The organism is Streptomyces sp. Y7 (genome assembly GCF_043195415.1).
Taxonomy (GTDB): Bacteria; Actinomycetota; Actinomycetes; order Streptomycetales; family Streptomycetaceae; genus Streptomyces.
Genome location: NZ_JBIDDQ010000024.1, coordinates 60,477 through 84,332, shown reverse-complemented (window position 1 = coordinate 84,332; position 23,856 = coordinate 60,477). Strand labels below are relative to the sequence as shown.

General features: G+C 70.3%; 22 protein-coding genes and 4 tRNA genes. 12 read left to right on the top strand and 14 right to left on the bottom strand.

The window, feature by feature from the left end; translation table 11 throughout:
- Positions 1-16 precede the first annotated feature (16 nt).
- Positions 17-91, top strand: a tRNA-Asp gene (locus ACGFW6_RS36635).
- Between the two features lie 164 nt (positions 92-255).
- Complete coding sequence (locus ACGFW6_RS36630; protein WP_393520084.1) at positions 256-450, top strand: DUF6274 family protein; 195 nt, start codon at positions 256-258, stop codon at positions 448-450.
- Between the two features lie 538 nt (positions 451-988).
- On the opposite strand, the gene bldC is transcribed toward ACGFW6_RS36630, so the two are convergent.
- Complete coding sequence (gene bldC / locus ACGFW6_RS36625; RefSeq protein ID WP_003949541.1) at positions 989-1,195, bottom strand: developmental transcriptional regulator BldC; 207 nt, start codon at positions 1,193-1,195, stop codon at positions 989-991.
- Positions 1,196-1,774: 579 nt separating this feature from the next.
- Positions 1,775-2,617 (bottom strand): hypothetical protein, encoded by an 843-nt coding sequence (locus ACGFW6_RS36620; RefSeq protein ID WP_393520081.1) that lies wholly within the window; start codon positions 2,615-2,617, stop codon positions 1,775-1,777.
- Between the two features lie 222 nt (positions 2,618-2,839).
- Here ACGFW6_RS36620 and ACGFW6_RS36615 point away from each other — a divergent pair, with 222 nt between their 5' ends.
- Positions 2,840-3,937, top strand: coding sequence for a Leu/Phe/Val dehydrogenase (locus ACGFW6_RS36615; RefSeq protein ID WP_393520078.1), 1,098 nt, complete (start codon positions 2,840-2,842; stop codon positions 3,935-3,937).
- A 284-nt stretch (positions 3,938-4,221) separates the two neighbouring features.
- Positions 4,222-4,482 (top strand): DUF3073 domain-containing protein, encoded by a 261-nt coding sequence (locus tag ACGFW6_RS36610; protein WP_393520075.1) that lies wholly within the window; start codon positions 4,222-4,224, stop codon positions 4,480-4,482.
- A 72-nt stretch (positions 4,483-4,554) separates the two neighbouring features.
- Here ACGFW6_RS36610 and purM read toward each other — a convergent pair whose 3' ends face one another.
- The 9 genes from purM to purS form a co-directional block, all read right to left on the bottom strand.
- A complete protein-coding gene (purM, locus tag ACGFW6_RS36605) occupies positions 4,555-5,631 on the bottom strand; it encodes a phosphoribosylformylglycinamidine cyclo-ligase (protein WP_393520072.1) in 1,077 nt (358 codons plus the stop codon).
- A gap of 34 nt (positions 5,632-5,665) precedes the next feature.
- A complete protein-coding gene (gene purF / locus ACGFW6_RS36600; protein ID WP_393520069.1) occupies positions 5,666-7,195 on the bottom strand; it encodes an amidophosphoribosyltransferase in 1,530 nt (509 codons plus the stop codon).
- Positions 7,196-7,256: 61 nt separating this feature from the next.
- Entirely contained in the window at positions 7,257-8,027 is a 771-nt protein-coding gene (locus ACGFW6_RS36595) for an META domain-containing protein (RefSeq protein WP_393520066.1), read from the bottom strand.
- Positions 8,028-8,095: 68 nt separating this feature from the next.
- Complete coding sequence (locus tag ACGFW6_RS36590) at positions 8,096-8,893, bottom strand: sterol carrier family protein (RefSeq protein ID WP_393520063.1); 798 nt, start codon at positions 8,891-8,893, stop codon at positions 8,096-8,098.
- Between the two features lie 10 nt (positions 8,894-8,903).
- Positions 8,904-9,737 carry a M23 family metallopeptidase gene (locus tag ACGFW6_RS36585; protein ID WP_393520060.1) on the bottom strand — a complete coding sequence of 278 codons (834 nt, stop codon included), beginning with the start codon at positions 9,735-9,737 and terminating at the stop codon, positions 8,904-8,906.
- 22 nt (positions 9,738-9,759) lie between these two features.
- Complete coding sequence (locus ACGFW6_RS36580; RefSeq protein ID WP_393520057.1) at positions 9,760-10,263, bottom strand: ArsR/SmtB family transcription factor; 504 nt, start codon at positions 10,261-10,263, stop codon at positions 9,760-9,762.
- 166 nt (positions 10,264-10,429) lie between these two features.
- Positions 10,430-12,688 carry a phosphoribosylformylglycinamidine synthase subunit PurL gene (gene purL, locus ACGFW6_RS36575; RefSeq protein ID WP_393520054.1) on the bottom strand — a complete coding sequence of 753 codons (2,259 nt, stop codon included), beginning with the start codon at positions 12,686-12,688 and terminating at the stop codon, positions 10,430-10,432.
- The gene (purQ, locus tag ACGFW6_RS36570) at positions 12,685-13,365 is read right to left on the bottom strand and encodes a phosphoribosylformylglycinamidine synthase subunit PurQ (protein ID WP_393520051.1); all 681 of its coding nucleotides are present in this window, start codon (positions 13,363-13,365) and stop codon (positions 12,685-12,687) included. The genes purL and purQ overlap by 4 nt, the downstream gene beginning before the upstream one ends.
- Positions 13,362-13,625 (bottom strand): phosphoribosylformylglycinamidine synthase subunit PurS, encoded by a 264-nt coding sequence (purS, locus tag ACGFW6_RS36565; RefSeq protein WP_019982969.1) that lies wholly within the window; start codon positions 13,623-13,625, stop codon positions 13,362-13,364. Before purS ends, purQ begins: the two co-directional genes overlap by 4 nt.
- A gap of 364 nt (positions 13,626-13,989) precedes the next feature.
- On the opposite strand from purS, the gene ACGFW6_RS36560 reads away from it, so the two are divergent.
- From ACGFW6_RS36560 to ACGFW6_RS36525, 8 genes are all read left to right on the top strand, one after another.
- The gene (locus ACGFW6_RS36560; protein WP_030947653.1) at positions 13,990-14,307 is read left to right on the top strand and encodes an Lsr2 family protein; all 318 of its coding nucleotides are present in this window, start codon (positions 13,990-13,992) and stop codon (positions 14,305-14,307) included.
- 160 nt (positions 14,308-14,467) lie between these two features.
- Positions 14,468-14,539: transfer RNA gene (locus ACGFW6_RS36555), tRNA-Gly, on the top strand.
- 97 nt (positions 14,540-14,636) lie between these two features.
- A tRNA-Gly gene (locus ACGFW6_RS36550) sits at positions 14,637-14,709 on the top strand.
- Positions 14,710-14,839: 130 nt separating this feature from the next.
- The gene (locus ACGFW6_RS36545) at positions 14,840-15,799 is read left to right on the top strand and encodes an ABC transporter ATP-binding protein (RefSeq protein WP_393520048.1); all 960 of its coding nucleotides are present in this window, start codon (positions 14,840-14,842) and stop codon (positions 15,797-15,799) included.
- A complete protein-coding gene (locus ACGFW6_RS36540) occupies positions 15,796-16,572 on the top strand; it encodes an ABC transporter permease (protein ID WP_393520045.1) in 777 nt (258 codons plus the stop codon). Before ACGFW6_RS36545 ends, ACGFW6_RS36540 begins: the two co-directional genes overlap by 4 nt.
- A 16-nt stretch (positions 16,573-16,588) precedes the next feature.
- Positions 16,589-17,815: a sensor histidine kinase gene (locus ACGFW6_RS36535; RefSeq protein WP_393520042.1), complete on the top strand. Its 1,227-nt coding sequence runs from the start codon at positions 16,589-16,591 to the stop codon at positions 17,813-17,815.
- Positions 17,812-18,426, top strand: a complete 615-nt coding sequence (locus ACGFW6_RS36530) for a response regulator (RefSeq protein ID WP_393520039.1) — start codon at positions 17,812-17,814, stop codon at positions 18,424-18,426. Before ACGFW6_RS36535 ends, ACGFW6_RS36530 begins: the two co-directional genes overlap by 4 nt.
- A 22-nt stretch (positions 18,427-18,448) precedes the next feature.
- Positions 18,449-18,524, top strand: a tRNA-Gly gene (locus ACGFW6_RS36525).
- Between the two features lie 41 nt (positions 18,525-18,565).
- Here the strand turns inward: ACGFW6_RS36525 and ACGFW6_RS36520 are convergent.
- The 3 genes from ACGFW6_RS36520 to ACGFW6_RS36510 form a co-directional block, all read right to left on the bottom strand.
- A complete protein-coding gene (locus tag ACGFW6_RS36520) occupies positions 18,566-19,465 on the bottom strand; it encodes a phosphoribosylaminoimidazolesuccinocarboxamide synthase (protein WP_393520036.1) in 900 nt (299 codons plus the stop codon).
- A gap of 83 nt (positions 19,466-19,548) precedes the next feature.
- On the bottom strand, positions 19,549-21,039 hold the full coding sequence (locus ACGFW6_RS36515; protein ID WP_393520033.1) for a N,N-dimethylformamidase beta subunit family domain-containing protein: 1,491 nt from the start codon (positions 21,037-21,039) through the stop codon (positions 19,549-19,551).
- 319 nt (positions 21,040-21,358) lie between these two features.
- Positions 21,359-23,563 carry a hypothetical protein gene (locus ACGFW6_RS36510; RefSeq protein ID WP_393520030.1) on the bottom strand — a complete coding sequence of 735 codons (2,205 nt, stop codon included), beginning with the start codon at positions 23,561-23,563 and terminating at the stop codon, positions 21,359-21,361.
- Positions 23,564-23,856 lie beyond the last annotated feature (293 nt).

Sequence of the window (23,856 nt, the reverse complement as noted above, 5' to 3'; positions counted from 1 at the left end):
TAGCGCAGCAAAACCTGGTCCTGTGGAGCAGTTTGGAGTGCTCGCCACCCTGTCAAGGTGGAGGCCGCGGGTTCAAATCCCGTCAGGACCGCAGTGAACGGAAGGGCCCGCATCCCGCGAGGGATGCGGGCCCTTCGCGTGTTCGTGCGAGCCCTTCGCGTGTTCGAGTGGACCGGCAGGCCACCTTGACGGAGTCACATTCGCTGGGTACCCAGAAATCAGGGCCCTTCCTCGCGTGGCCCCCGGAGGTGGGATATGGCGGCTACCGCTAGGCACGAGACGCGGGCGCTGCTCCGCGCGCACCTGTCGGCCGCCACCTCCTATCGACATCGCACCCGCCACTGCCCCATCTGCCACCGGCTGCTGAGGCTCGCGATGGACTCCGGTACCCGCGACTACGAGCCGGCGCCGGACGAGGTCACGCAGGACGAGGCCCCGTCCACGGCATGACCTCCGGCGACACCAACTCCCGTCCGGCCGTGGGCCGCTGGAGCCCCCGCCTCCCTTTAGCGCACATAAGCCAGAGGCAACAAGCACTGTGGCATGTGACGGGTGTCACCGTATAAGTTTCCTGGGGGGTAGGTCTTACACCCCTCCTACAACTGGTCAATTTAATATGTGCAATTGCACCAGCATCGGCACCGGTTCGGGGCCTCGTCCGGCGCTCACCCACGCCTCCGCAGGCGGGCACACAGCTCACACATGGCGAACACTCAGAGTGAGCACACAGGAGATCCGACAGCCCTCCCCACACTCCGACAAGGCCGCTCACAGGACCACCGGCCGGCGCACACTCCGCGCACAAAAAAGATCGCGCTGGACCCGGCGGAGTCCAGCGCGATCTACGACGCACCCTTGTTGCGTGCCTGAAGTGCTCTGTTGGCTGGGGCGTGGGCTCTGTTGGGGCAGAACCCGCGTCGCTTGGAGCTAGGGTCCGGACGCTACGGCGAGTTGGGGGAACTGCCGTTTTGCCCGGTTATGAAGCTGTTCAGGCCTCGCTGCGCTGCTGCGGGATACCCGCGAGCAGAGCGCGGACCTCAGCCTCGCGGTAACGGCGGTGACCGCCGAGCGTACGGATGGAAGTAAGCTTCCCGGCCTTCGCCCACCGCGTGACCGTCTTGGGGTCGACGCGGAACATCGTGGCGACCTCAGCCGGGGTCAGCAGCGGCTCGGCATCAGGGGTGCGAGCGGTCATGAGCGGCCTCCTCGGGAGAACCGAACCTTCTCGGTTCTTTCCTCTAAATTCTGCACCTTGACCCGCGTTGCCCGAAATGGCGGACGCGAGTCGAGTCGGTTATAGGACGAACGGCTTGTCCTCGGCACTACAACTACACCATCTGTCCAGCCGCGTCGGCCAAACCGATGGAATTGCCCCTCCAGGTGTTCATCAGCGACCTAAGCCGATGGACCATGCCATAGCGGACAGTCACGCCACTGTGACGATCAGTCACAGTGGCGTGCAGGAGTCCCAAGACCCCCCAAAGTGTGCAATGTCGAGATGGAGTCCTCCCCGGACTCCTTGTCCTATTTTGGCACGAGGGGGGGTTGGGGACGCAAGAGCCGCGTACGTGCATTCCGTCACGCTTGCGGCCATTGACACATCCTTGATGCATACGCCCGGATCGGGACCTACGTCCCTTGTTGACGAGGCATCAAGAACCTCAGAACGAGCACGAAACCCCAAAACGGGCGTCCCGTCAAACGCCAGTTCGTTACGTCACACAGTGCGTCAGATCACACTCGCCGCTGTGCCCCAGGTCACTCCGACGGCGGCTCAGTTGGCCGAGCGCCGGTCCCGTACCGACCGCCACCGCTCCACGAGCCGCGCGTAGGCGTCGCCGGCCGCCGCCCCGTCGCCCTGCCGGAGCGCCTCGATCCCGTCGGCCACGTCGGCCGCCGAATGGTCGTCCTCCAGCTCGCCGGCCGGGAGGGCGTGCACCAGGCCGCCGTAGTCCAACTCGACCAGCGAGCGCGGATGGAACTCCTCCAGCCAGCGCCCGACGTCCACCAGGCCGTCGATGAGGGGCCCGTCGTCGATGGCGTCCTTCAGGGTCCTCAGGGCCCGCGCCACCCGGCGGCGCGCCTGCACCATCGGCGTCTGGTAGCGCAGCGTCGGAGGGCTCTCGCCCGAGCCCTTGTCGAACCGGCGCTCCTCGTCCGAGACGAGCACGAACCAGTGCAGCGGGACCTGCCAGGTCGAGGTGCGGATCCAGGGCCGGGCGTCCGGGTTGCGGGCCAGCCAGCGCTCGTAGTCCTGGGCCGCCTGGCGTCGCACGACCTCGGGCAGCACCGCGTCCAGGACGGGACCGGGCAGCTCTTCGGCCAGCTCCCCGAGGGCCTGCCAGCCGCGCAGCCGCGTGCGCCACGGGCACACGCACAGCACCCCGTCGATCTCCAGCACGAAGGCGTCGCTGCTCTCGTGCACCGGCACCGGGACGGGCGGGGTCGGCAGCAAGTCCGCCAGGGCACGGCGTAGTTCGTCCTGGTACGAGGGACGGTCGGGGCGGCGGGCGTAACGGGCCCAGTGGCCGCGCTCCGGCTCCGGGAAGGCCGCCAGCGGTTCATAGACCCGCAGATACGTCGCGTACGGGACGATCACCGAGGACACCTTGGGCACGCCTGCTCTCTCCCCCGCCGTCTGCCAGGGAAACCTGCGAAACCCGCTGACAAATGCGCGGGAAAACTATGCAAATCGTCGCACGGACGTACTCCACGCGTAGGTGATCCTGAGCACTGCGGGTTGGACGGGCGCTCGCGGGTCTAATCTCATGCTCAACAGCCCCCGCCACCTGTACGGGAGCTCGCTCCAACCGCCGCACCGTACTCAGGAGTCACCACAGTGACCGACGTAACACACGGCGTCCTGCACACCCTGTTCCACTCGGACCAGGGCGGTCATGAGCAAGTCGTGCTCTGCCAGGACCGCGCCAGCGGCCTCAAGGCCGTCATCGCCATCCATTCCACTGCCCTGGGCCCCGCCCTCGGCGGTACGCGCTTCTACCCGTACGCGACCGAGGAAGAGGCCGTCGCCGACGCGCTGAACCTCGCGCGCGGGATGTCCTACAAGAACGCCATGGCCGGTCTCGACCACGGCGGCGGCAAGGCCGTGATCATCGGAGACCCCGAGCAGATCAAGTCCGAGGAGCTGCTGCTGGCCTACGGCCGGTTCGTGGCCTCGCTCGGCGGCCGCTACGTCACCGCCTGCGACGTCGGTACCTACGTCGCGGACATGGACGTCGTGGCCCGTGAGTGCCGCTGGACCACCGGACGCTCCCCCGAGAACGGCGGCGCCGGCGACTCCTCCGTGCTCACCGCCTTCGGCGTCTACCAGGGCATGCGCGCCTCCGCCCAGCACCTGTGGGGCGACCCGTCGCTGCGCGACCGCAAGGTCGGCATCGCCGGCGTCGGCAAGGTCGGCCACCACCTGGTGGAGCACCTGCGCGCCGAGGGCGCCGAGGTCGTCATCACGGACGTGCGCGAGGAGGCCGTCGGCCGGATCCTCGCCGCGCACCCGGGGGGTGTGACGGCGGTCGCCGACACCGCGACCCTGATCCGCGTCGAGGACCTCGACATCTACGCCCCGTGCGCGCTCGGCGGGGCCCTGAACGACGACACCGTGCCGGCCCTGACCGCGAAGGTGGTGTGCGGCGCGGCCAACAACCAGCTCGCCCACCCCGGCGTCGAGAAGGACATCGCCGACCGCGGGATCCTCTACGCGCCCGACTACGTGGTGAACGCCGGCGGTGTCATCCAGGTGGCCGACGAACTGCACGGCTTCGACTTCGAGCGGTGCAAGGCGAAGGCCGCGAAGATCTACGACACCACGCTGGCCATATTCGCTCGTGCGAAGACGGATGGCATTCCGCCGGCTGCCGCGGCCGACCGGATCGCCGAGCAGCGCATGCATGAGGCGGCTTCGGCGCGCAGGACGCGCTGATCCGGTTCGGCCGGGACCCGTCGGCGCACACTTAGAGAGAACTCTCACGTTCGTCGGCGGGTCGGCTGCCAAGAAGTGGTTAAAATCGGGGTTGACCAGCGAGGACAGGGCACCTCGAGGGTCCTGGGCAGACGCGCGTGCTGCGGGCGACGTACCGTATGGGCGCGGGCTCAGGTACCGTGGAAGCCCTACGGACCGGTCTCTCCGAGGAGAGCCCGTTCCAGATCATGAACGCGTGTCAAGACTCTGGGGCCGTCGAGCCCCGTCACCGAGGGGGTCGAGCCATGGGGCGCGGCCGGGCCAAGGCCAAGCAGACGAAGGTCGCCCGCCAGCTGAAGTACAACAGCGGCGGGACTGACCTGTCGCGTCTGGCCAACGAGCTGGGCGCTTCGACTTCGAACCAGCCGCCGAACGGCGAGCCGTTCGAGGATGACGAAGACGACGACGACCCGTACGCCCAGTACGCGGATCTGTACAACGACGACGATGAGGACGAAGAGGACGACGAGTCCGGTCCCTCGTCGCAACAACGCCGCGGCGCTTGACTATCCAGCAGTGCCTGACCCGGTCCTGAGCGGTTATCCGCCGGACCGGGTTTTGCGCTGCTGTCGCCGCTCTCAGCTCGCGTAGTCGCCGACCAGCGCGGCACCCGTGGTGTGCTCGCCGCGGTCCGTGATCTCGCCCGCGACCCATGCGTCGACCCCGCGGTCGGCCAGCGTCGTGAGGGCCGCGTCCGCGGATTCCTCCGGCACGATCGCGATCATGCCGACGCCCATGTTCAGGGTCTTCTCCAGCTCCAGGCGTTCGACGGATCCGGTCCTGCCGACGAGGTCGAAGACCGGGGCCGGGGTCCAGGTGGAGCGGTCGACGATCGCGTACAGGCCGTCCGGGATCACCCGGGCCAGGTTGGCGGCCAGACCGCCGCCCGTGATGTGGCTGAACGCGTGCACGTCCGTGGTGCGGGTGAGGGCCAGGCAGTCCAGCGAGTAGATCTTCGTGGGCTCCAGCAGCTCCTCGCCGAGGGTGCGGCCGAACTCCTCGATCTGCGCGTCCAGGGCGAGACCGGCCTGGTTCAGCAGCACGTGACGGACCAGCGAGTACCCGTTCGAGTGAAGGCCGGATGCCGCCATGGCGATCACGGCGTCACCCGTACGGATGCGATCCGGACCCAGCAGCCGGTCGGCCTCCACGACGCCCGTACCGGCGCCGGCGACGTCGAAGTCGTCCTCGCCGAGCAGACCCGGGTGCTCGGCCGTCTCGCCGCCCACCAGGGCGCAGCCGGCGAGCACACAGCCCTCGGCGATGCCCTTCACGATGGCGGCGACCCGCTCGGGGTGGACCTTGCCGACACAGATGTAGTCGGTCATGAACAGCGGCTCGGCGCCGCACACGACGATGTCGTCCATGACCATCGCGACCAGGTCGTGGCCGATGGTGTCGTAGACGCCCATCTGGCGCGCGACGTCGACCTTGGTGCCGACGCCGTCCGTGGCGGAGGCCAGGAGGGGACGCTCGTAGCGCTTGAGTGCGGAGGCGTCGAAGAGGCCGGCGAAACCGCCGAGGCCGCCGAGGACCTCGGGGCGCTGGGTCTTCTTCACCCACTCCTTCATGAGCTCGACCGCGCGGTCGCCCGCCTCGATGTCGACGCCGGCGGCCGCGTAGGAAGCACCTGGGGCAGGGGTGGTCTCAGACATTGCCTGGGATCTTTCGGGTTGGTTTCTACGGGGCTTACGGGCGACGGATCGCGTCGGCCGCGGCCGTGGCTGCCGGACCGGCCGCCAGCTCGGTCTCCAGGAGCTGCTTGCCGAGCAGCTCGGGGTCCGGGAGCTCCATCGGGTACTCGCCGTCGAAGCAGGCACGGCAGAGGTTCGGCTTGGCGATGGTGGTCGCCTCGATCATGCCGTCGATGGAGATGTAGGACAGCGAGTCGGCGCCGAGCGAGGTGCCGATCTCCTCGATCGACATGCCGTTGGCGATCAGCTCGGCGCGGGTGGCGAAGTCGATGCCGAAGAAGCAGGGCCACTTCACGGGCGGCGAGGAGATCCGGATGTGGACCTCGGCAGCGCCGGCCTCGCGGAGCATACGGACCAGGGCGCGCTGGGTGTTGCCGCGCACGATCGAGTCGTCGACGACGACCAGACGCTTGCCCTTGATGACTTCCTTCAGCGGGTTCAGCTTCAGCCGGATGCCCAGCTGGCGGATGGTCTGCGAGGGCTGGATGAACGTACGGCCGACGTAGGCGTTCTTCACCAGGCCCGCGCCGAACGGGATGCCGCTGGCCTCCGCGTAGCCGATCGCGGCCGGGGTGCCGGATTCCGGGGTCGCTATGACCAGGTCGGCCTCGACCGGGGCTTCCTTCGCGAGCTTGCGGCCCATCTCCACGCGGGAGAGGTAGACGTTCCGGCCGGCGATGTCGGTGTCCGGGCGAGCCAGGTACACGTACTCGAAGACACAGCCCTTCGGCTTCGCTTCCGCGAATCGAGAGGTGCGCAAGCCGTTCTCGTCGATGGCGACGAACTCGCCCGGCTCGACCTCGCGGACGTAACTGGCGCCGCAGATGTCGAGGGCGGCGGACTCGGAGGCGACGACCCAGCCGCGCTCCAGACGGCCGAGGACCAGCGGGCGGATGCCCTGCGGGTCGCGGGCCGCGTAGAGGGTGTTCTCGTCCATGAAGACGAGGGAGAAGGCGCCCTTGACCTGCGGGAGGATCTGGTGGGCGGCGTCCTCGATGGTCAGCGGCTTGCCGTCCTCGTCGACCTGGGCCGCGAGCAGCGCGGTGAGCAGGTCGGTGTCATTGGTGGCCGCGACGCGCGGGGTGCGGCCGCCCTCCTGCTTGGGCAGGTCGGCGACCATCTCGGCGAGCTGGGCCGTGTTGACCAGGTTGCCGTTGTGGCCGAGCGCGATGGAACCGTGCCCGGTGGCACGGAACGTCGGCTGGGCGTTCTCCCACACGGAGGCACCGGTCGTCGAGTAGCGGGCGTGACCCACCGCGATGTGACCCTGGAGCGAACCGAGCGATGTCTCGTCGAAGACCTGCGAGACCAGGCCCATGTCCTTGAAGACGAGGATCTGGGAGCCGTTGCTGACCGCGATTCCCGCGGATTCCTGGCCCCGATGCTGGAGGGCGTAGAGCCCGAAGTACGTGAGCTTTGCGACCTCTTCGCCCGGAGCCCAGACACCGAAGACGCCACACGCGTCCTGGGGGCCTTTCTCGCCGGGGAGCAGATCGTGATTGAGTCGACCGTCACCACGTGGCACGGCACCGAGTGTAGGCGAGATCGACCACTGGTCCGAATTGGGGATACGCGCCTGTAAATGATCACTCTGCGGCGGTCGCGTTCACATGCTCGCCGTTTTCGCTGGTCAGAGTGAGGTTGCGGTGATCGATGCCGTACTTCACCGTGCCGTCGAAGAGGCCGAGGAGCGTCTTCTCCGCCTTCATGAGTGAGGTGTCGCACATCATTCGCGTGGTGGACGCGGTGCCGAGGGTGATGCTGCCGTCGCGGACCGTCGCGGTGGCCTTCACCTTGTTGCAGCCGAGACTGCCGCTGACCTCGCCCGTCCTGCGGTCGAACGTCAGGTGGGCCTTGCCGCCGGTGTCGGGGCTGGTGACGGTCCACTTCGTGCCGAGGAGGGCGGCACCCTCCTGCTTGGTGAGGGCGACGCGGTCGCCGTCGGCGGTGGTGAGGGTGAGCTTGTCGCCGTCGACCTCGGTGCCGAGGTCGCCGTCGGCGAGGGTGCGGGCGAGGGTCTGCTCGAAGTCCGCCGGGACGCCGTCACAGGCCATCTCGGTCGCCTGCACCTGGTCGAAGGTGACGCGGTCGTCGGCGAAGGCGGCCTCGGCGCCGAAGTTGTTGCAGCCGAGACTGCCCTTGACCTTGCCGCCGTCGGCGATGCTCAGCCAGGCGCCGCTCGGGGCGTCGCTCTTCTTGCCGTCCACGGTGACGCCGTCGACGGCCCAGTGGACGCCGGTGACGGAGGCCGCGCCCCCGGCACCGACCGAGGCGCTGCCCCCGTCCTCGCTGCCGCAGGCGGCGGCGAACGGGATCAGGGTCAGTGCGGCGAGAGCGGCCAGTCGCTTTGTGTCCATGCCGAGTGTGTCCATGCCGGTGGGACGGGAGGGACACGGGACCGGTTCCGTTGACCGCCCAGGTCGTGTCACCCCAGCAGAGGCAGCAGCCCGCCCAGGTCCGCCCGCTCCCCGCTCGCGCTCACCTTGGCCTCCGCCACGGCGTCCTTCCAGGTCACCCGCCCGGACGCGAGCCGGATCCAGGTCAGCGGGTCGGTCTCGACGACGTTCGGCGGGGTGCCCCGGGTGTGCCGAGGACCTTCGACGCACTGGACCACGGCGTACGGCGGGATCCGCACCTCGGTCGAACCGCCCGGCGCCTTGACGGCGAGCGTGTCGGCGAGGAGCCGGGTGCAGGCGGCGAGGGCCTGACGGTCGTAGGGGATGCCGAGGCCGGGGACCGCGGCGTTCAGGTCGTCGCAGTGGACGACGAGTTCGACGGTGCGGGTGACCAGGAAGTCGGCGAGGGTCATCGAGCCGGTGCGGACGGCGAGGATGCGGCCGCCGGGTGCGTCGGCCAAGTCCCGGGTGAGGCGTTCCTCGGTGCCGGCGTAGAGCGCGCCGAGGTCGGGGTGGGCCGCGGCGAGTTCCCGTGTCGCCGCGTCGATGTCCCCGGCGCGGGCGGCGATGGCGGAAGGCCACTCCAGCAGCCCGAGCTCCGCCTTCGCCGGCACGTCCCGCTCCAGGGCACGGCTCGCGGCACCCACGACCAGGACCATGTGCGCGGCCAGCTCCCGCACGGTCCAGCTCCCCAGCCGGGTCGGCAGGGCCAGCTGCTCATCACCGAGCCCACCGACGGCCTGCCGCACATGCCCGAACTGCGTGAGCACGGCGGTACGGATCTTGAGGGGGTCGTAGGTACGCGCGCGCTTCTTGGCCGGGGGCATGAGGGGCAGCCTATGCGGGGTGGGGTGCCGTCGCGGGCGGCTCGAAGGGTTCGCCGTTGCGGGGGACGCCCACTCCGCGCCAGGTGAACGGGATGCCGCGGGCGGTGTCCGGGTCGGGGGTGTCCATGAGCTGGAAGTGGAGGTGGGGCTCGGTGGAGTTGCCCGAGTTGCCGACGTCGGCCAGGTGGTGGCCGGTGGTCACCCGGTCGCCCTCGCGGACGGTGAGTGAGCCTTTGCGCAGGTGGGCGTAGAGCGCGAAGGTGCCGTCGCCGAGGTCGAGGACGACGTGGTTGCCGACGATGTACTTGACGCCGGACAGGTCGCGGACGGACGCCTCCACGATCATCAGGTACAGCAGCCCGAGGAGAGAGGTGCGGCTGAGGTGGTCGCGCTGGTCGTCCACCGCCCGTACGACGGTGGCGTCGGCCACCGCGAGCAGCGGGGCCCCGAAGGCGGGGAAATCGCTGTTGCGGCGGGCGAGTGGCCACAGCCGGCTGAAGCCGGGGCGGGCGCCCTCCTCGGGCTCGGCGACGACGTCGATGGCGTAGGTCTGGCCGTAGGCGTGCGTGCCGTGGCTGGGTGTGCGGTCGGCCGGGCTGTTCAGCGCGGACCAGCGGCCGGTGACGGGCGGGGCGACCTCGACCGGTTCCCGGGCCGCGCGAGGGCTGTCCGGGGCGCCTCCCCAGCGGTGGGCGGCGACGAGGATCACGTAGGACACCACAAGCGGCAGGAAGTTCCACCACCAGGGGTGACCGAGGTCGAGCGCGACGTCGGCGATCACCAGGCCGACGAAGGTCAGTTGCAGCAGACGGTAGACAGTCTTGACGAGCTTGCGCCCGGACATCGTTCCCCCAGTTCGGTCGCTGTTACGGCCGGGCCGTGCAGAGCGCCACCAGCAGCGGTACGACCCGCCCCGGCGGCACCTCGTAGCGGCCCCGTCCCGCGGTGTGGAGCCAGCCCGCGCCGGTCAGTTGGCGCAGGTGGTGGTAGATCTGGCCGGTCGTGCCGACCTCGTCCAGTTCGGCGAGTTCCGCCGCGGTGCGGCGGCCGCCGAGGATCTCGCGCAGCAGCCGCAGCCGGACGGGATGCCCCAGCGCCGCGAACGCCTCGGCGGCCTCGGTCCACTCGGCGTCCAGCAGTTCCTCCGTCGACGCACCCTGCTGCCAGGCGTACTGCTCCCCCGACGGCAGCCGTACGGCGCCGGTGAACAGGACGCCTCCGTCGGCCACGCCCGTCTCGGCGAGCCGCTCCTTCAGGCCGTCCAGGGCCCAGAAGTCGCCTTCGCCCAGGCGGGGGGCGGCGGTGTGCCGGGCGCCTTCCAGGGCCGCCAGCCGGCGTTCGAGGTCGGCGACACGCTCTTCGAGTTCCACGGTTTGCGATATTACGGAACTACGTAATTACGTGCAAGCGAGTGTGGATGCGGGCGCGTGACGGCCGGCACGCGATGGCCGGCATGCGATAGCCGGCATGCGAAAGCCGGCATGCGAAAGCCCCCGCCCGGTGGACCGGACGGGGGCTTCGACGCCGTACGACTGCTTACGCGAGCAGCGCCGGGATCGTCGCCTCGTGCGTCTCGCGCAGCTCGTCCAGGGTGAGCGCGAACTCGCCCTGGAGCTCCACCGAGTCGCCGTCCACGACACCGATACGGGTGGCCGGCAGGCCCCGCGCACCGCACATGTCGTTGAAGCGGACCTCCTCCGAGCGCGGGATGGCCACGACGGCGCGGCCGGCCGACTCGGAGAACAGGAAGGTGAAGGCGTCCAGACCGTCGGGGACGACCAGGCGGGCGCCCTTGCCGCCGAGCAGCGCCGACTCGACGACCGCCTGGATCAGACCGCCGTCGGACAGGTCGTGCGCGGAGTCGATCATGCCGTCGCGGGACGCGGAGATCAGGATCTCGGCGAGCAGCCGCTCGCGCTCCAGGTCCACCTTCGGCGGCAGTCCGCCGAGGTGGTCGTGGACGACCTGCGACCAGGCCGAGCCGTTGAACTCCTCACGCGTGTCGCCGAGAAGGTAGAGCAGCTGCCCCTCCTCCTGGAAGGCGACCGGCGTGCGCCGGGCGACGTCGTCGATGACGCCCAGTACGGCCACGACCGGGGTCGGGTGGATGGCCGCCTCGCCCGTCTGGTTGTACAACGACACGTTGCCGCCGGTCACCGGGGTGCCGAGCTGCTGGCAGGCGTCCGCCAGACCGCGCACGGCCTCCGCGAACTGCCACATGACGGCCGGGTCCTCGGGCGAGCCGAAGTTCAGGCAGTCGGAGACGGCGAGCGGCTTGGCGCCGGTGGTGGCGACGTTGCGGTACGCCTCCGCGAGGGCCAGCTGGGCGCCCGTGTACGGGTCCAGCTTGGCGTAGCGGCCGTTGCCGTCCGTCGCGATGGCGACGCCGAGACCGGTCTCCTCGTCGATGCGGATCATGCCGGAGTCCTCGGGCTGGGCGAGGACGGTGTTGCCCTGCACGAAGTGGTCGTACTGCGAGGTGATCCACTTCTTGCTGGCCTGGTTCGGGGAGCCGACCAGCTTCAGGACCTGGTCCTTCAACTCTTCGGCCGTGGCCGGCCGCACGAGCTTGCCGGCGTCGTCGGCCTGCAGCGCGTCCTGCCAGGAGGGGCGGGCGTAGGGGCGCTCGTAGACCGGGCCCTCGTGCGCCACGGTCCGCGGGTCGACGTCGACGATCTTGCCGCCGTGCCAGTAGATCTCCAGGCGGTCGCCGTCGGTCACCTCACCGATGACGGTGGCGATGACGTCCCACTTCTCGCAGATCTCCAGGAACCGGTCGACCTTCTCCGGCTCGACGACCGCGCACATGCGTTCCTGCGACTCGCTCATGAGGATTTCCTCGGGCGAGAGCGTCGAGTCACGCAGGGGGACGTCGTCCAGGGTCACGCGCATACCGCCGGAGCCGTTGGACGCGAGCTCGGAGGTGGCGCAGGACAGACCGGCCGCGCCGAGGTCCTGGATGCCGACGACCAGCTTCTCGGCGAACGCCTCCAGGGTGCACTCGATGAGGAGCTTCTCCTGGAAGGGGTCGCCGACCTGGACGGCCGGGCGCTTCGACGGCTTGGCGTCGTCGAAGGTCTCGGAGGCGAGGATCGACGCGCCGCCGATGCCGTCGCCGCCCGTGCGGGCCCCGTACAGGATGACCTTGTTGCCCGCGCCGGACGCCTTGGCGAGGTGGATGTCCTCGTGCCGCATGACGCCGATGGCGCCGGCGTTGACCAGCGGGTTGCCCTGGTAGCAGGAGTCGAAGACGACCTCGCCGCCGATGTTGGGCAGGCCCAGGCAGTTGCCGTAGCCGCCGATGCCGGCGACGACGCCCGGCAGGACGCGCTTGGTGTCGGGGTGGTCGGCGGCGCCGAAGCGCAGCGGGTCGACGACCGCGACCGGGCGGGCGCCCATGGCGATGATGTCGCGCACGATGCCGCCGACGCCGGTGGCCGCGCCCTGGTAGGGCTCGACGTACGACGGGTGGTTGTGCGACTCGACCTTGAAGGTGACGGCGTAGCCCTGGCCGACGTCCACGACACCGGCGTTCTCGCCGATGCCGACGAGCAGGGCGTCCGACTCGGGCGCCTTCTCGCCGAACTGGCGCAGGTGCACCTTGGAGGACTTGTAGGAGCAGTGCTCGGACCACATGACCGAGTACATGGCGAGTTCGGCACCGGTCGGGCGGCGGCCGAGGATCTCGACGACCCGCTCGTACTCGTCCTTCTTCAGACCGAGTTCGGCCCAGGGCAGCTCGACGTCGGGGGTCGCGGCCGCGTGCTCGACCGTGTCCAGAGGCGTCCGGCTCATGCGTTGACCAGCTTCTTGAGGATCGAGGTGAAGAAGGGGAGCCCGTCGGTGCGGCCGGAGCCGATGAGCGGCTCGACGGCGTGCTCCGGGTGCGGCATCAGGCCCACGACGTTGCCGGCCTCGTTGGTGATGCCGGCGATGTCGTTGAGCGAGCCGTTCGGGTTGAAGTCGAGGTAGCGGAACGCGACCCGGCCCTCGGCCTCCAGCTTGTCCAGCGTGTACTGGTCGGCGACGTACCGGCCGTCCATGTTCTTCAGCGGGATGTGGATCTCCTGGCCGGCCTCGTAGTCGGCGGTCCAGGCGGTGTCCGCGTTCTCCACCCGCAGCTTCTGGTCGCGGCAGATGAAGTGCAGGTGGTCGTTGCCGAGCATCCCGCCCGGGAGGAGGTGGGCCTCGGTGAGGACCTGGAAGCCATTGCAGATACCGAGGACCGGAAGGCCCGCCTTCGCCTGCTCGATGACCGTCTCCATCACCGGCGAGAAGCGGGAGATGGCGCCGGCCCGCAGATAGTCGCCGTAGGAGAAACCGCCGGGCAGCACCACGGCGTCGACCTGCTTGAGGTCCTTGTCCTTGTGCCAGAGAGCGACCGGTTCGGCGCCCGCGAGGCGGATCGCGCGCTGGGTGTCCCGGTCATCGAGACTTCCCGGGAAAGTGACGACGCCAATACGAGCGGTCACTTCGCCGCCTCCGCGACTTCCTCGACCTTGACGGTGAAGTCCTCGATCACGGTGTTCGCGAGGAAGGATTCCGCAAGATCGTGGATGCGGGCGAGCGCGGCATCGTCGACCGGTCCGTCAACTTCCAGTTCGAATCGCTTTCCCTGACGTACGTCGGAGATGCCTTCGAAACCCAGTCGCGGCAGTGCGCGCTGCACCGCCTGGCCCTGGGGGTCGAGGATCTCCGGCTTGAGCATGACGTCGACTACGACGCGTGCCACTGGCACTCCCGGTGTGTGGTGCTGAGCAGGTTCCTTCAGACTACCCGTACAAAATTTCTACGCGGGTAGAGTTGTAGGAAGCTACGTGACAGCCATCACGATCCGGCATCGGAGGGGGGTGTTCACGAAAAGTTACGGGAAAGATCCCCGATCAGCCGCAGATAGCTATTGCGCCCGCCCGTCTCCCACCACCACCCTCAATCGAAGTCGCTGCGCTCCCTCTTGATTTTTGACACGCGGAGAGATTTAGTCGGGCTTCACATTGCATTGCCGGGCACTGTACAAATGAATTGGCAAAAGCCAGAGACTCGGCACGTCGTAGCAGCTGAGCTGTATGAGGTGCCGCCTGAAGGGACCGATATTCGTGGCGCAGAAGGTCGTGGTCACTCTCTTTGACGACATCGACGGCTCGGAAGCGGCGGAAACGATCGCCTTCGGACTCGACGGCAAGTCGTACGAGATCGACCTGAATGAAGCCAATGCCAAGAAACTGCGTAAGGCGCTCGCGCCCTACGTGGAAGCCGGCCGCAAGCGGTCGAAGTCCGGCAAGGCGTACAAGCAGACCGAGGTCGCCCCGGACCCGGCGGCCGTCCGGGCCTGGGCCCAGGCCAACAAGATGGAGGTGCCGGCCCGCGGCCGCATCCCCAAGAAGGTCTACGAGGCGTTCGCGTCGGCGCAGTGAGGCGCCCCGGGGGCACGCGCCCTCAAGGCTCCGTCAGCGGGCCCTGAGGGCACCCGACTTGTGCCGGTGCGACAACCGACTTGCGCAACCCCCCTGCTGATCAGCTAATGTCTGGAGCACGCCGCCGGGCCGGGCCGAAAAAGTCCAGCTCGCCGAGCATGCGGGTGTAGTTCAGTAGTAGAACATCCCCCTTCCAGGGGGAAGGCGCAGTGTGCAATTCCTGTCACCCGCTCTGCACCGCCGGTCCGATCCACTGGGGGTCCCCCCGCTGGGGGAGGATCAGGTAGGCTGGTGCTCGCACCGATCGGTGAGAGCCGGTCGGGGGCAATGCGGACGTAGCTCAGTTGGTAGAGCGCAACCTTGCCAAGGTTGAGGTCGCGAGTTCGAGCCTCGTCGTCCGCTCTTGATGAAGAAGACCCCGGTCCATTGGACCGGGGTCTTTCTCATGCGTGAGCGTCCGCCTGACATTTGTCATGCCGAGTGGTGACAGCGCGCACTGCTGCCGGGCTCCCGCCGCGGGGACGCTGAGTGCATGAACACCAACGAACACGAACACGTGATTGAGGTCACCGACCTACGACGTGTCTACGGGGGCGGGTTCGAGGCGGTGCGCGGCATCACCTTCTCCGTGGCACGCGGAGAGGTCTTCGCGCTGCTCGGCACCAACGGCGCCGGAAAGACGTCGACCGTCGAACTGCTCGAAGGGCTCGCCGAGCCCGCCGGGGGCCACGTCCGGGTACTCGGGCACGACCCCTACGCCGAGCGGGCCGTCGTACGGCCGCGCACCGGGGTGATGTTGCAGGAGGGCGGCTTTCCCTCCGAGCTGACCGTCGCCGAGACCGCGCGGATGTGGGCGGGCTGCGTGAGCGGGGCGCGGCCGCCGCAGGAGGTGCTGAACCTCGTCGGACTGGCCGGCAAGACCGGCGTACGCGTCAAGCAGCTCTCCGGGGGTGAGCGGCGGCGGCTGGACCTGGCGCTCGCGCTGCTCGGGGATCCCGAGGTGCTGTTCCTCGACGAGCCGACGACCGGGCTCGACGCCGAAGGGCGCCGGGACACCTGGGAGTTGGTGCGGGCGCTGCGCGACAACGGCACCACCGTGCTGCTGACCACGCACTACCTGGAGGAGGCCGAGGGCCTCGCCGACCGGCTCGCGATCCTGCACGAGGGGCGGATCGCGGCGGCCGGGACGCCCGCCGAGGTGACCGCGTCCCAGCCGTCGCGGATCACCTTCGAGCTGCCCGACGGCTACTTCCTGGGGGACCTGCCGCCGCTCGGCGAGCTGGGCGTGAGCGCGCACGAGATCGAGGGGCGGGTCGTGCGGCTGCGCACCCACCGGCTCCAGTGGGCGGCCACCCGGCTGCTGGTGTGGGCCGAGCAGACCGGAGTGGAGCTGCGGCGGCTGGACGTGCGGTCGGCATCGCTGGAGGAGGCGTTCCTCGGCATCGCGCGCGAGGCGGCGGAGGCCGCCGGGACGAAGGAGTACGCGGCATGAGTACGGCGATGACCACGCCCGTGGGACGCATGACGTCGTTGGCCCGGGCCGAGCTGACCCTGCTCGGGCGCAGCAGGGGCACCCTTTTCGCGGCGCTCGTCGTGCCGCTGATCCTGCCCCTCAGCGCGCGGGAGGCGGCCAGGCAGATGGACCTGGCGGAGGTGGGCCTCACCCTCGGCACCGTCATCCTGCCCGCCTCCATCGGCTTCTCGCTGCTCTACGCGGTGTACGCGACGCTCGTCAGCGTCTACACCGCCCGCCGCGAGGAACTCGTCCTCAAGCGGCTGCGCACCGGCGAGCTGCGGGACACCGAGATCCTCGCCGGGGCCGCGTTGCCGGCCCTGGCGACCGGCCTCGCCCAGTGCGTGGTGCTGGCGATCGGCTGCACCGTCCTGCTCGACATGAGCGCGCCCCGCGCGCCCCATCTCGCCGTGCTGGGCCTGCTCCTGGGGTTCCTGCTGTGCGTGTCGCTCGCCGCGGTGACCTCGTCCTTCACCCGCAGCGTCGAGAGCGCGCAGGTCACGACGCTGCCGGTGGTGTTCCTCTCCATGATCTTCTCCGGCATGTTCGTGCCGCTGGAGGTCCTTCCCGACCGGGTGGCGTCGGTGTGCGAACTGCTGCCGCTGACCCCGGTGATCACTCTGGTGCGCGGCGGCTGGACCGGCGACCTGTCGGCGTCCGAGGTGCTGGCACCGGTCCTCGTCGCGCTGGTCTGGACGGTCGCGGGCGTGTTTGCTGTACGGCGATGGTTCCGCTGGGAACCTCGGCGTTGACCTAGGGGAGCGGCGGATGCGCGGGCCGGGAACGTGGTGGCGGGGGAAGAGCACCCCGGCGAAGGTGGAGACGTACACGCGAGGGTCGTTCCACTTCTTCGCGCTGGTCGAGGTCGCGGGGGCCGGGTTGCCGGTCATGGGCCAGATCGGGGGTTGGCCGGCCGCGGGACTGACGCTCCTGGTGTGCGCGCACGCGGCGACCTGCATGCTGACCGTGTCGCGGGCGGTGGACTGGGTGCGGGGCCTGCGGGAGCAGCCCGTACGGCTGATGTGCGCGCTCGGCGCGGCCAGCGCCGTGGTCGCCGTCACGGCTCTCGGGATCGCCGAGTACGGCCCGAAGGGGGACGACGTCGACTCGGCGGCGGGCAGCGTCTTCGGCGTCACCATGATCTTCGGGATGGGCATCATCGCGCTCGGCGTGCAGGTGCGCCGGCATGTGTACGCCGTCGTCGCGGGCTTCGCGGCGGGTACCGCGGTCATCGTGGTCGCGATGACCCGGTCGCCGCTCGGTGCGCTCGTCACCGCGGTGATCGTGCTGCTCGGCGGCGGATTCCTCGCCTTCACGGCCGTGTTCTCGGTCTGGCTGCTCAGGTCCGTCTTCGAGCTCGACGAGGCCCGCGAGACCCGCACCCGGCTCGCGGTCGCCGAGGAGCGGCTGCGGTTCGGGCGGGATCTGCACGACGTGATGGGGCGCAACCTCGCGGTCATCGCCCTCAAGAGCGAGCTCGCCGTGCAGCTGGCGCGGCGCGGCCGGCCCGAGGCCGTGGAGCAGATGATCGAGGTGCAGCGGATCGCGCAGGAGTCGCAGCGCGAGGTGCGGGACGTCGTGCGCGGGTACCGGGAGGCCGACCTGCAGGTCGAACTCGTCGGTGCGCAGGGAGTGTTGACGGCGGCCGGGATCACGTGCGAGGTGGCGGGGGAGGCGGCCGGGCTGCCGGTCGAGGTGCAGTCGGCGCTGGCCTGGGTGGTGCGGGAGGCGACCACCAATGTGCTGCGGCACGGGAACGCCCAGCGGTGTGCGGTGGAAGTAGGGGTGCGGGAGGGACAAGTGGTGCTGACGGTGGAGAACGACGGAGCTGCCGGGGCCTCCGACGGGGGTGGCGGCTCCGGTCTCACCGGGCTGCGCGAGCGGCTGGCCGCGGTGGACGGCACATTGGAGGCCGGCCGGGCCGGCGAGGGGACGTTCCGGCTGGTGGCGGAGGTGCCGTTGACGGGGGCGGGCGTGCGGGAGGTCACCGTATGAGCGGGTCGGTTCGGTTGCTGCTGGCCGACGACGAGCATCTGATCCGGGGCGCGCTCGCCACGCTGCTCTCCCTGGAGGACGACCTCGTGATCGTCGCCGAGGCGGCCAGCGGACCCGAGGCACTGGCGATGGCCCGGGCGCACCGGCCCGACGTCGCCGTACTGGATCTTCAGATGCCGGGGGCGGACGGTGTGAAGGTCGCCACATCCCTGCGTGCCGAACTGCCCGGCTGCCGGGTGCTGATCGTGACCAGTCACGGGCGGCCCGGGCACCTGAAGCGGGCCCTCGCGGCGGGTGTGCGCGGGTTCGTCCCGAAGACCGTCAGCGCGCAGCGGCTCGCGGAGATCATCCGGACCGTGCACGCCGGTAACCGTTACGTCGACCCGGAGTTGGCCGCCGACGCCATCGCCGCCGGGGACTCGCCGCTGACCGTGCGGGAGGCGGAGGTGCTGGAACTCGCCGCCGACGGGGCGCCCGTCGCGGAGATCGCGGAGCGGGCCGCGCTGTCCCAGGGGACCGTGCGGAACTATCTGTCGTCCGCGGCCTCGAAGCTCGGTGCGGAGAACCGGCACGCGGCGGTGCGTCTCGCGCGGGAGCGAGGTTGGGTATAGTGGTTCCCGCGCCACGGCGCATGCGAACGTAGCTCAGTTGGTAGAGCGCAACCTTGCCAAGGTTGAGGTCGCGAGTTCGAACCTCGTCGTTCGCTCCAGATCAAAGGCCCCGGTCATCGACCGGGGCCTTTGTCATGGGTCAGCTCCAGCTCGTGCCGGTCAGCCGCTCGTACGCCTCGACGTACTTCGCGCGGGTCGCGTCCACGACCTCCTGCGGGAGCGGCGGCGGGGGCTGCTCGCTCTTGCGGTCCCAGCCGGAGGCCGGCGAGGTCAGCCAGTCACGGACGAACTGCTTGTCGTACGACGGCTGCGCCCGGCCCGGCTCCCACTGGTCGGCCGGCCAGAAGCGGGAGGAGTCCGGGGTGAGCACCTCGTCGGCGAGGACCAGCGTCTCCCCCTCGAAGCCGAACTCGAACTTGGTGTCGGCGAGGATGATGCCGCGCTCGCGGGCGATGTCCCGGCCCCGGGAGTAGACGGCGAGGGTCGCCTGGCGCAGCCTGGCCGCGGTGTCGGCACCGACCTGGCGGGCGACCTCCTCGTAGGAGACGTTCTCGTCGTGCTCGCCGACCGCGGCCTTGGTGGCCGGGGTGAAGATCGGGGCGGGCAGCTCGCTGCCGTCGACCAGGCCCTCGGGCAGGGCGAGGCCGCACACGGTGCGCGCGGCGTCGTACTCGACGAGGCCCGAGCCGGTGAGGTAGCCGCGGGCCACGGCCTCCACGGGGACCATCTGCAGCGACTTGCACACCAGGGTGCGGCCCGCCCAGTCGGCGGGGGCGCCGGCCGGCACGTCGGTGCTCAGCACATGGTTGGGGACCAGGTCCGCGAGCTGGTCGAACCACCACAGGGAGAGCTGGGTGAGGACGCGGCCCTTCTCGGGGATCTCGGTCGGCAGCACCCAGTCGTAGGCGGACATGCGGTCGCTGGCGACCATCACGAGGTCGCCGTCCGCGTTCTGGTACAGGTCCCGCACCTTGCCCGTGTGCAGGTGCACCAGGCCCGGAACCTCGATCGGCTCGGGCTTTTCTACGAATCCGGACACGGTTCCTCCCCGTGGTTCTGTCCAACTTGGTCGATTGTCCCGTATGCGGGCTCTGACCTTGGACTTGGGGTGTGCTGGTGGGCTCAGTCACGTTTGCAGATGCGGTCCAGGAGGTTGGCGGTGGCGCGCTGGACGCGGGCGTCGACGTGGCCCGGGCGGTCCAGCGCCGGGGACCAGGCGAAGGTTCCGGAGGCGAAGACCAGGGCGCCGGAGGGGGCGCGGTACAGGGACGTCTCCTGGTGGCGCAGGGCGCCTTCGCGGTCCGTGTAGGGGGAGTGCGCGAGCAGGATGCGCTCCTCGTGCTCGGGCAGCGGGGCACGCGGGAAGTAGCGGTCCGCCTCGCCGGCGACCAGGCCCTCGATGCCGTCGCCCTCGTGGGCGCCGGTCGCCTCCCACAGCCAGTGGTCGGCGTTGCGGATGATCAGGGGCTGCGGCTCGGGAACCTGGCCCGCGTACTGGATGCCGATCACCTCCTGCTCGGGGCGGTCGATCTCCCGCCACAGGACCGTGCGGCCGGGGCCCTTGCGCTTGCGGCAGGTGAGCAGACGGTCCGGCACGCCGGACGGGGAGGGCGCCAACTCGACCTGCCAGTACATGGTGTTGGCGGAGAGGAAGACGAGGGAGGTGCCGTTCTCGCGGGCGAGCTCCGTCGTGCGGCGCATGTTCGTCGACCAGTACTCGTCGTGGCCGGGGAAGACCAGGCCGCGGTACCGGGTGGGGTCGACGTGGCCGGCGTGCAGGTCGCGGGCGTCGGCGTAGGCGATGTCGTAGCCGTAGCGCTCGGCCCAGCGGATGAAGTCGTAGGCGTGGCCCACGTGCAGGGGCAGGCCCGCGCCCGCGTACGGGCGGTCGAAGGAGACCGTGGTGGCGGCGTCGGCCTCGCCGAGCAGCCGGCCCCCCTCGTCCCAGGCGTGGTAGAGGCTGGCGCCCGTGCGGCCGTCCTCGGGGTAGAGGTTGTAGGCCTGCCAGGTCACGTCGGGCATCAGCAGGAGCAGGTCCGCCGGGTGGTTGTCCCGGACGGTGAAAGGGATGTGGGAGCGGTAGCCGTCGACGGTGGTCAGGACGGCGACGTACGCGCCGATGCTCCAGTACGAGGGGATCTGCAGCCGCCAGGACAGCCACCAGTGGTGGCAGGAGACCGTGCGGTCTGCGGTGAGCGGCGCGGGCTGGACGATGCCGGACAGCCGGGGACTGGTGGTGATCTTGGCCGCGCCGTCGCCGCCGTAGTGGCCGATGCGGTAGATGTCGACGGCGAACTCCTGCGGCGGGTCCACGGTGATGTGGAAGTCGACCGCTTCGCCGGGGGCGACCGCGCCGGTGGAGATGAAGCCCTTGATCTGCCGGTGGACGTCGTCCGCGGAGCGCGGCCCGGCGCTTCGGGGGGCCGGGACCCTGGGGGCGTCCGACGTCGGAGGGTGCGCCTGCCCGTCGACGTACCAGGGGACGACCTGACCGGTGTCGTCGAAGTAAGTGACGTTTCCGCGCAGCCAGGGCACGGGCCCCTGCCCGAAGGGGTCCGTGACGGCGTGCGCGAGTGCTCCCGACTCCCAGCGGCGGATCTGCTCCGACCCCATGGCGTACCCCTCCCTCGTTCCCCCGTGGTGGTGCGTCCAGCGTTCTGTGGTGTGCGGCGTGCCGGCGGGACTGCTGTGCCTGGCGTGGTGCGCGTGCTTGGGGTTTCGGTCTGACGGCGCGGGCTTTCGTACGGCTGTCGTATGTCGTAAGCCCTTGCCATATGCGCTATCGGTCCCAGCACATCACATTGCGCACGCATCCTGTCACTATTCGTTGCGAATTGGCCGAAAGTGGAACCGGGGACTCCGACCGCATACGGCGTCCACAGCCGTCTGGCCTGGGCTTGTACGGCCCGTCAGGCCCGGGTCGATGCGGCCGTCAGACCAGGCGCACCGGCTTCTCGGGGCGTATCCCCGACTCCACGAGCCAGGCGCGCAGCGGCCCCGGATCGCCTTCCTCGATCAGGCTGAGGACGCGCGGGGTCAGATCGGCGGCCCGTGCGCCGTTGATCAGCAGGGTGGGGCCGTCCAGCCAGTCCAGGCCGGGGGTCGCGCCCGCGGTGTCCATCGCGGCGCAGCAGACCATCGCGGTCACGTGGTCGGTGAGCAACTCGCGTGAGGTGCGCGGCGGTTGCAGCGGGAACAGGGGGAGCGCGCCGATGTCCAGGAGGGTGGTGCCGGGCACGGGGGACGTCGTCTGCTCCGCGGGGGCCGCAGCCTCCTCGCGGGCCATTTCGGCGGTCAGGCCGGCGGCGAGGGCGGAACTGCGCTCGGTTTCCTGGTCGCCGTCGCCGGGGTGGTCGTCGGCCATGGCGGCGTAGGGGAGCTTGGGGGGTTTGGCGGGCTTGGGGTGTTGTGGGGGCGGGGGTGCTTCTGCGGTCGCCGGTGCTGCTTCGGTCGCCTGTGCTTCCTCGGCCGCCCGTGCTTCTGAGGTCGCTGCCTGCGTCTCTTCGGTCGCCTGTGCTTCATCCGGCGCCGCCTGCGCTTCTTCAGCCGCCCGTGCTTCATCCGGCGCCGCCTGTGCTTCCTCGGCCGCCCGTGCTTCTGCGGTCGCTGCCTGGGCCTCTTCGGTCGCCCGTGTCTCGGCACTGCCGACGGGCTTGGTGCCGTCGACGGCCTCGGTGGGCTCGGGTGCCTCGGGGGGCGGTGTGGGCCGGGTGCCGGTCGCCGTGCCGTTCGCGGTGGGGGCGGCAAACGCTTGCTCGTCGGCGGGGCGGGGAGCGGTCTCGTCCGTGGCGCGGGGAGCGGCCTCGTCGGCGGGGCGAGGAGCGGTCTCGTCCGTGGGGGTCGACAGGTGGTCCAGGACCCGGGCCAGGGTCGGGCCGCCGGTCTCCGGGGAGGTGTCGTGCGGGGTGCGGCGGACTCCCAGGGCGTCGAGGACGCGGTGCAGACGCGCCGCGTCGGTGCGCCACTTGCGGTCGACGACCTCCTCCGGATACGCCTGCCAGTCCACCGGGGACCAGTCCGGGCCGGTCTCGGCGGGGCCGCCGTGGAAGAGACGGGCGGCGAGCAGCGAGGTGGCCTCGTCGATCAGGCCGGGCTCTTCCAGCAGGTCACAGGCGGGTCGCTCGCCCAGCCGGGAGGCGAAACCCTCGGCCAGCCGGTCCCGGCGGGACAGCTCGGTCAGCGCGGCGACGACGCCCGCGTCCAGCCGGGAGGGCCAGCGGCCCATCCGCCAGGCGGGCAGCGCGACCCGCGTGAGCAGCCGGTCCCAGCCCGCGTACGCCAGTCCGACCTGCTCCTGGGCGACGATCCGCAGTCCGTAATCCACAGCCTGTGCACGCTCGGCGGCGGCCGCCGCCACACCCCGTTCCATCTCGGCGGCGTGCTCCCGGCAACTGCGCAGCAGCAGCCGCGCGACCCAGCCGATCCCGGCGCACACCGCCCGCGACCCCGGGCACCGCCCGCGCGTCGAGGCGACGGCCACCGCGGCGTCCAGACCCCGGACGAAGCGCCGGGCCTGGGCTATGTCCGGGTGTGCCGAGGGTCCCGTGCCGGCGACGACCGGAGCGAGGACCGCACGCAGCTCACCAACCCGCATCCACCACAGGAACGGGGAGCCGATGACGAGGACGGGGGCGGCGGGCGTACGGCGATGGGAGCCGTGGCCGCTTCCGCCGTGCAGGCCGTTGAGGCCGTCGTCCTCGCGGCGCTCCGCCGGGGGCGGTCCGTGTGCCGGGTGGGTGCGGTCCTCCAGCCAGCTGTCGCAGTCCGGGGTGAGCGCTATGGCGGACGGGGCGGGCACGTCGAGGCGGTCGGCGAGGTCGCGCACCAGCCGGTAGAGGTCCGGGGCCTGTTCCTCCGCGATCTGGACCGTGGGGGTGACGGCGGGGTGGGCGCGGGCGACGACCAGCGCGACGACCGCGGCGGCGATCAGCACGAGCACGGCGAACGGGGTGAGCACCCAGCGGGCGGTGTGCCAGCCGGGGCCGACGAGGTGGCCGGTCGACGGGCCCGCGAGCAGCACCACGGCGAACGCCGCGGGCAGCAGGGCGACGGCCAGTGCGCGGCTGCGGATACGCAGCACCGCGAGGGCCCGGGCGCGCGCGGCCTGCGCACCCGCCTCCACACCCATACCGGTCACGCCGGACCTCACCCCCTCCGCGGTGCCCTGGCTGTCCGTACTGTCCTGGCTTTGCTCACTCCCCCACTGTGGCACCCACGACTGACATCGCAATGCCGGTGGGCCAAGTGCCGGAACGCTTGCGCCGCACCCTAGTTGGGGTGTCGACCCACGTCAGCCGGATGGGGCATCGGTCACTCGATGGAATGGCTTTGGGGAGAGGTGGATGACGGACAGCGATGATCAGGCCCCCAATCCTGACCAAAGTCCAGTCGCGGATCCGGGAACTGACCGGTGGTCGGACCCAGGGGGTC

Bases quoted from the DNA above. Each gene is read 5' to 3' on its own strand.
- purL (WP_393520054.1), bottom strand. From the start codon at position 12,688: ATGAGCCGGACGCCTCTGGACACGGTCGAGCACGCGGCCGCGACCCCC.
- bldC (WP_003949541.1), bottom strand. From the start codon at position 1,195: ATGACCGCTCGCACCCCTGATGCCGAGCCGCTGCTGACCCCGGCTGAG.
- ACGFW6_RS36535 (WP_393520042.1), top strand. From the start codon at position 16,589: ATGCGCGGGCCGGGAACGTGGTGGCGGGGGAAGAGCACCCCGGCGAAG.
- ACGFW6_RS36540 (WP_393520045.1), top strand. From the start codon at position 15,796: ATGAGTACGGCGATGACCACGCCCGTGGGACGCATGACGTCGTTGGCC.
- ACGFW6_RS36590 (WP_393520063.1), bottom strand. From the start codon at position 8,893: ATGCCCCCGGCCAAGAAGCGCGCGCGTACCTACGACCCCCTCAAGATC.
- ACGFW6_RS36630 (WP_393520084.1), top strand. From the start codon at position 256: ATGGCGGCTACCGCTAGGCACGAGACGCGGGCGCTGCTCCGCGCGCAC.
- ACGFW6_RS36515 (WP_393520033.1), bottom strand. From the start codon at position 21,039: ATGGGGTCGGAGCAGATCCGCCGCTGGGAGTCGGGAGCACTCGCGCAC.
- ACGFW6_RS36530 (WP_393520039.1), top strand. From the start codon at position 17,812: ATGAGCGGGTCGGTTCGGTTGCTGCTGGCCGACGACGAGCATCTGATC.
- purM (WP_393520072.1), bottom strand. From the start codon at position 5,631: ATGTCTGAGACCACCCCTGCCCCAGGTGCTTCCTACGCGGCCGCCGGC.
- ACGFW6_RS36585 (WP_393520060.1), bottom strand. From the start codon at position 9,737: ATGTCCGGGCGCAAGCTCGTCAAGACTGTCTACCGTCTGCTGCAACTG.
- ACGFW6_RS36545 (WP_393520048.1), top strand. From the start codon at position 14,840: ATGAACACCAACGAACACGAACACGTGATTGAGGTCACCGACCTACGA.
- ACGFW6_RS36610 (WP_393520075.1), top strand. From the start codon at position 4,222: ATGGGGCGCGGCCGGGCCAAGGCCAAGCAGACGAAGGTCGCCCGCCAG.
- ACGFW6_RS36595 (WP_393520066.1), bottom strand. From the start codon at position 8,027: ATGGACACAAAGCGACTGGCCGCTCTCGCCGCACTGACCCTGATCCCG.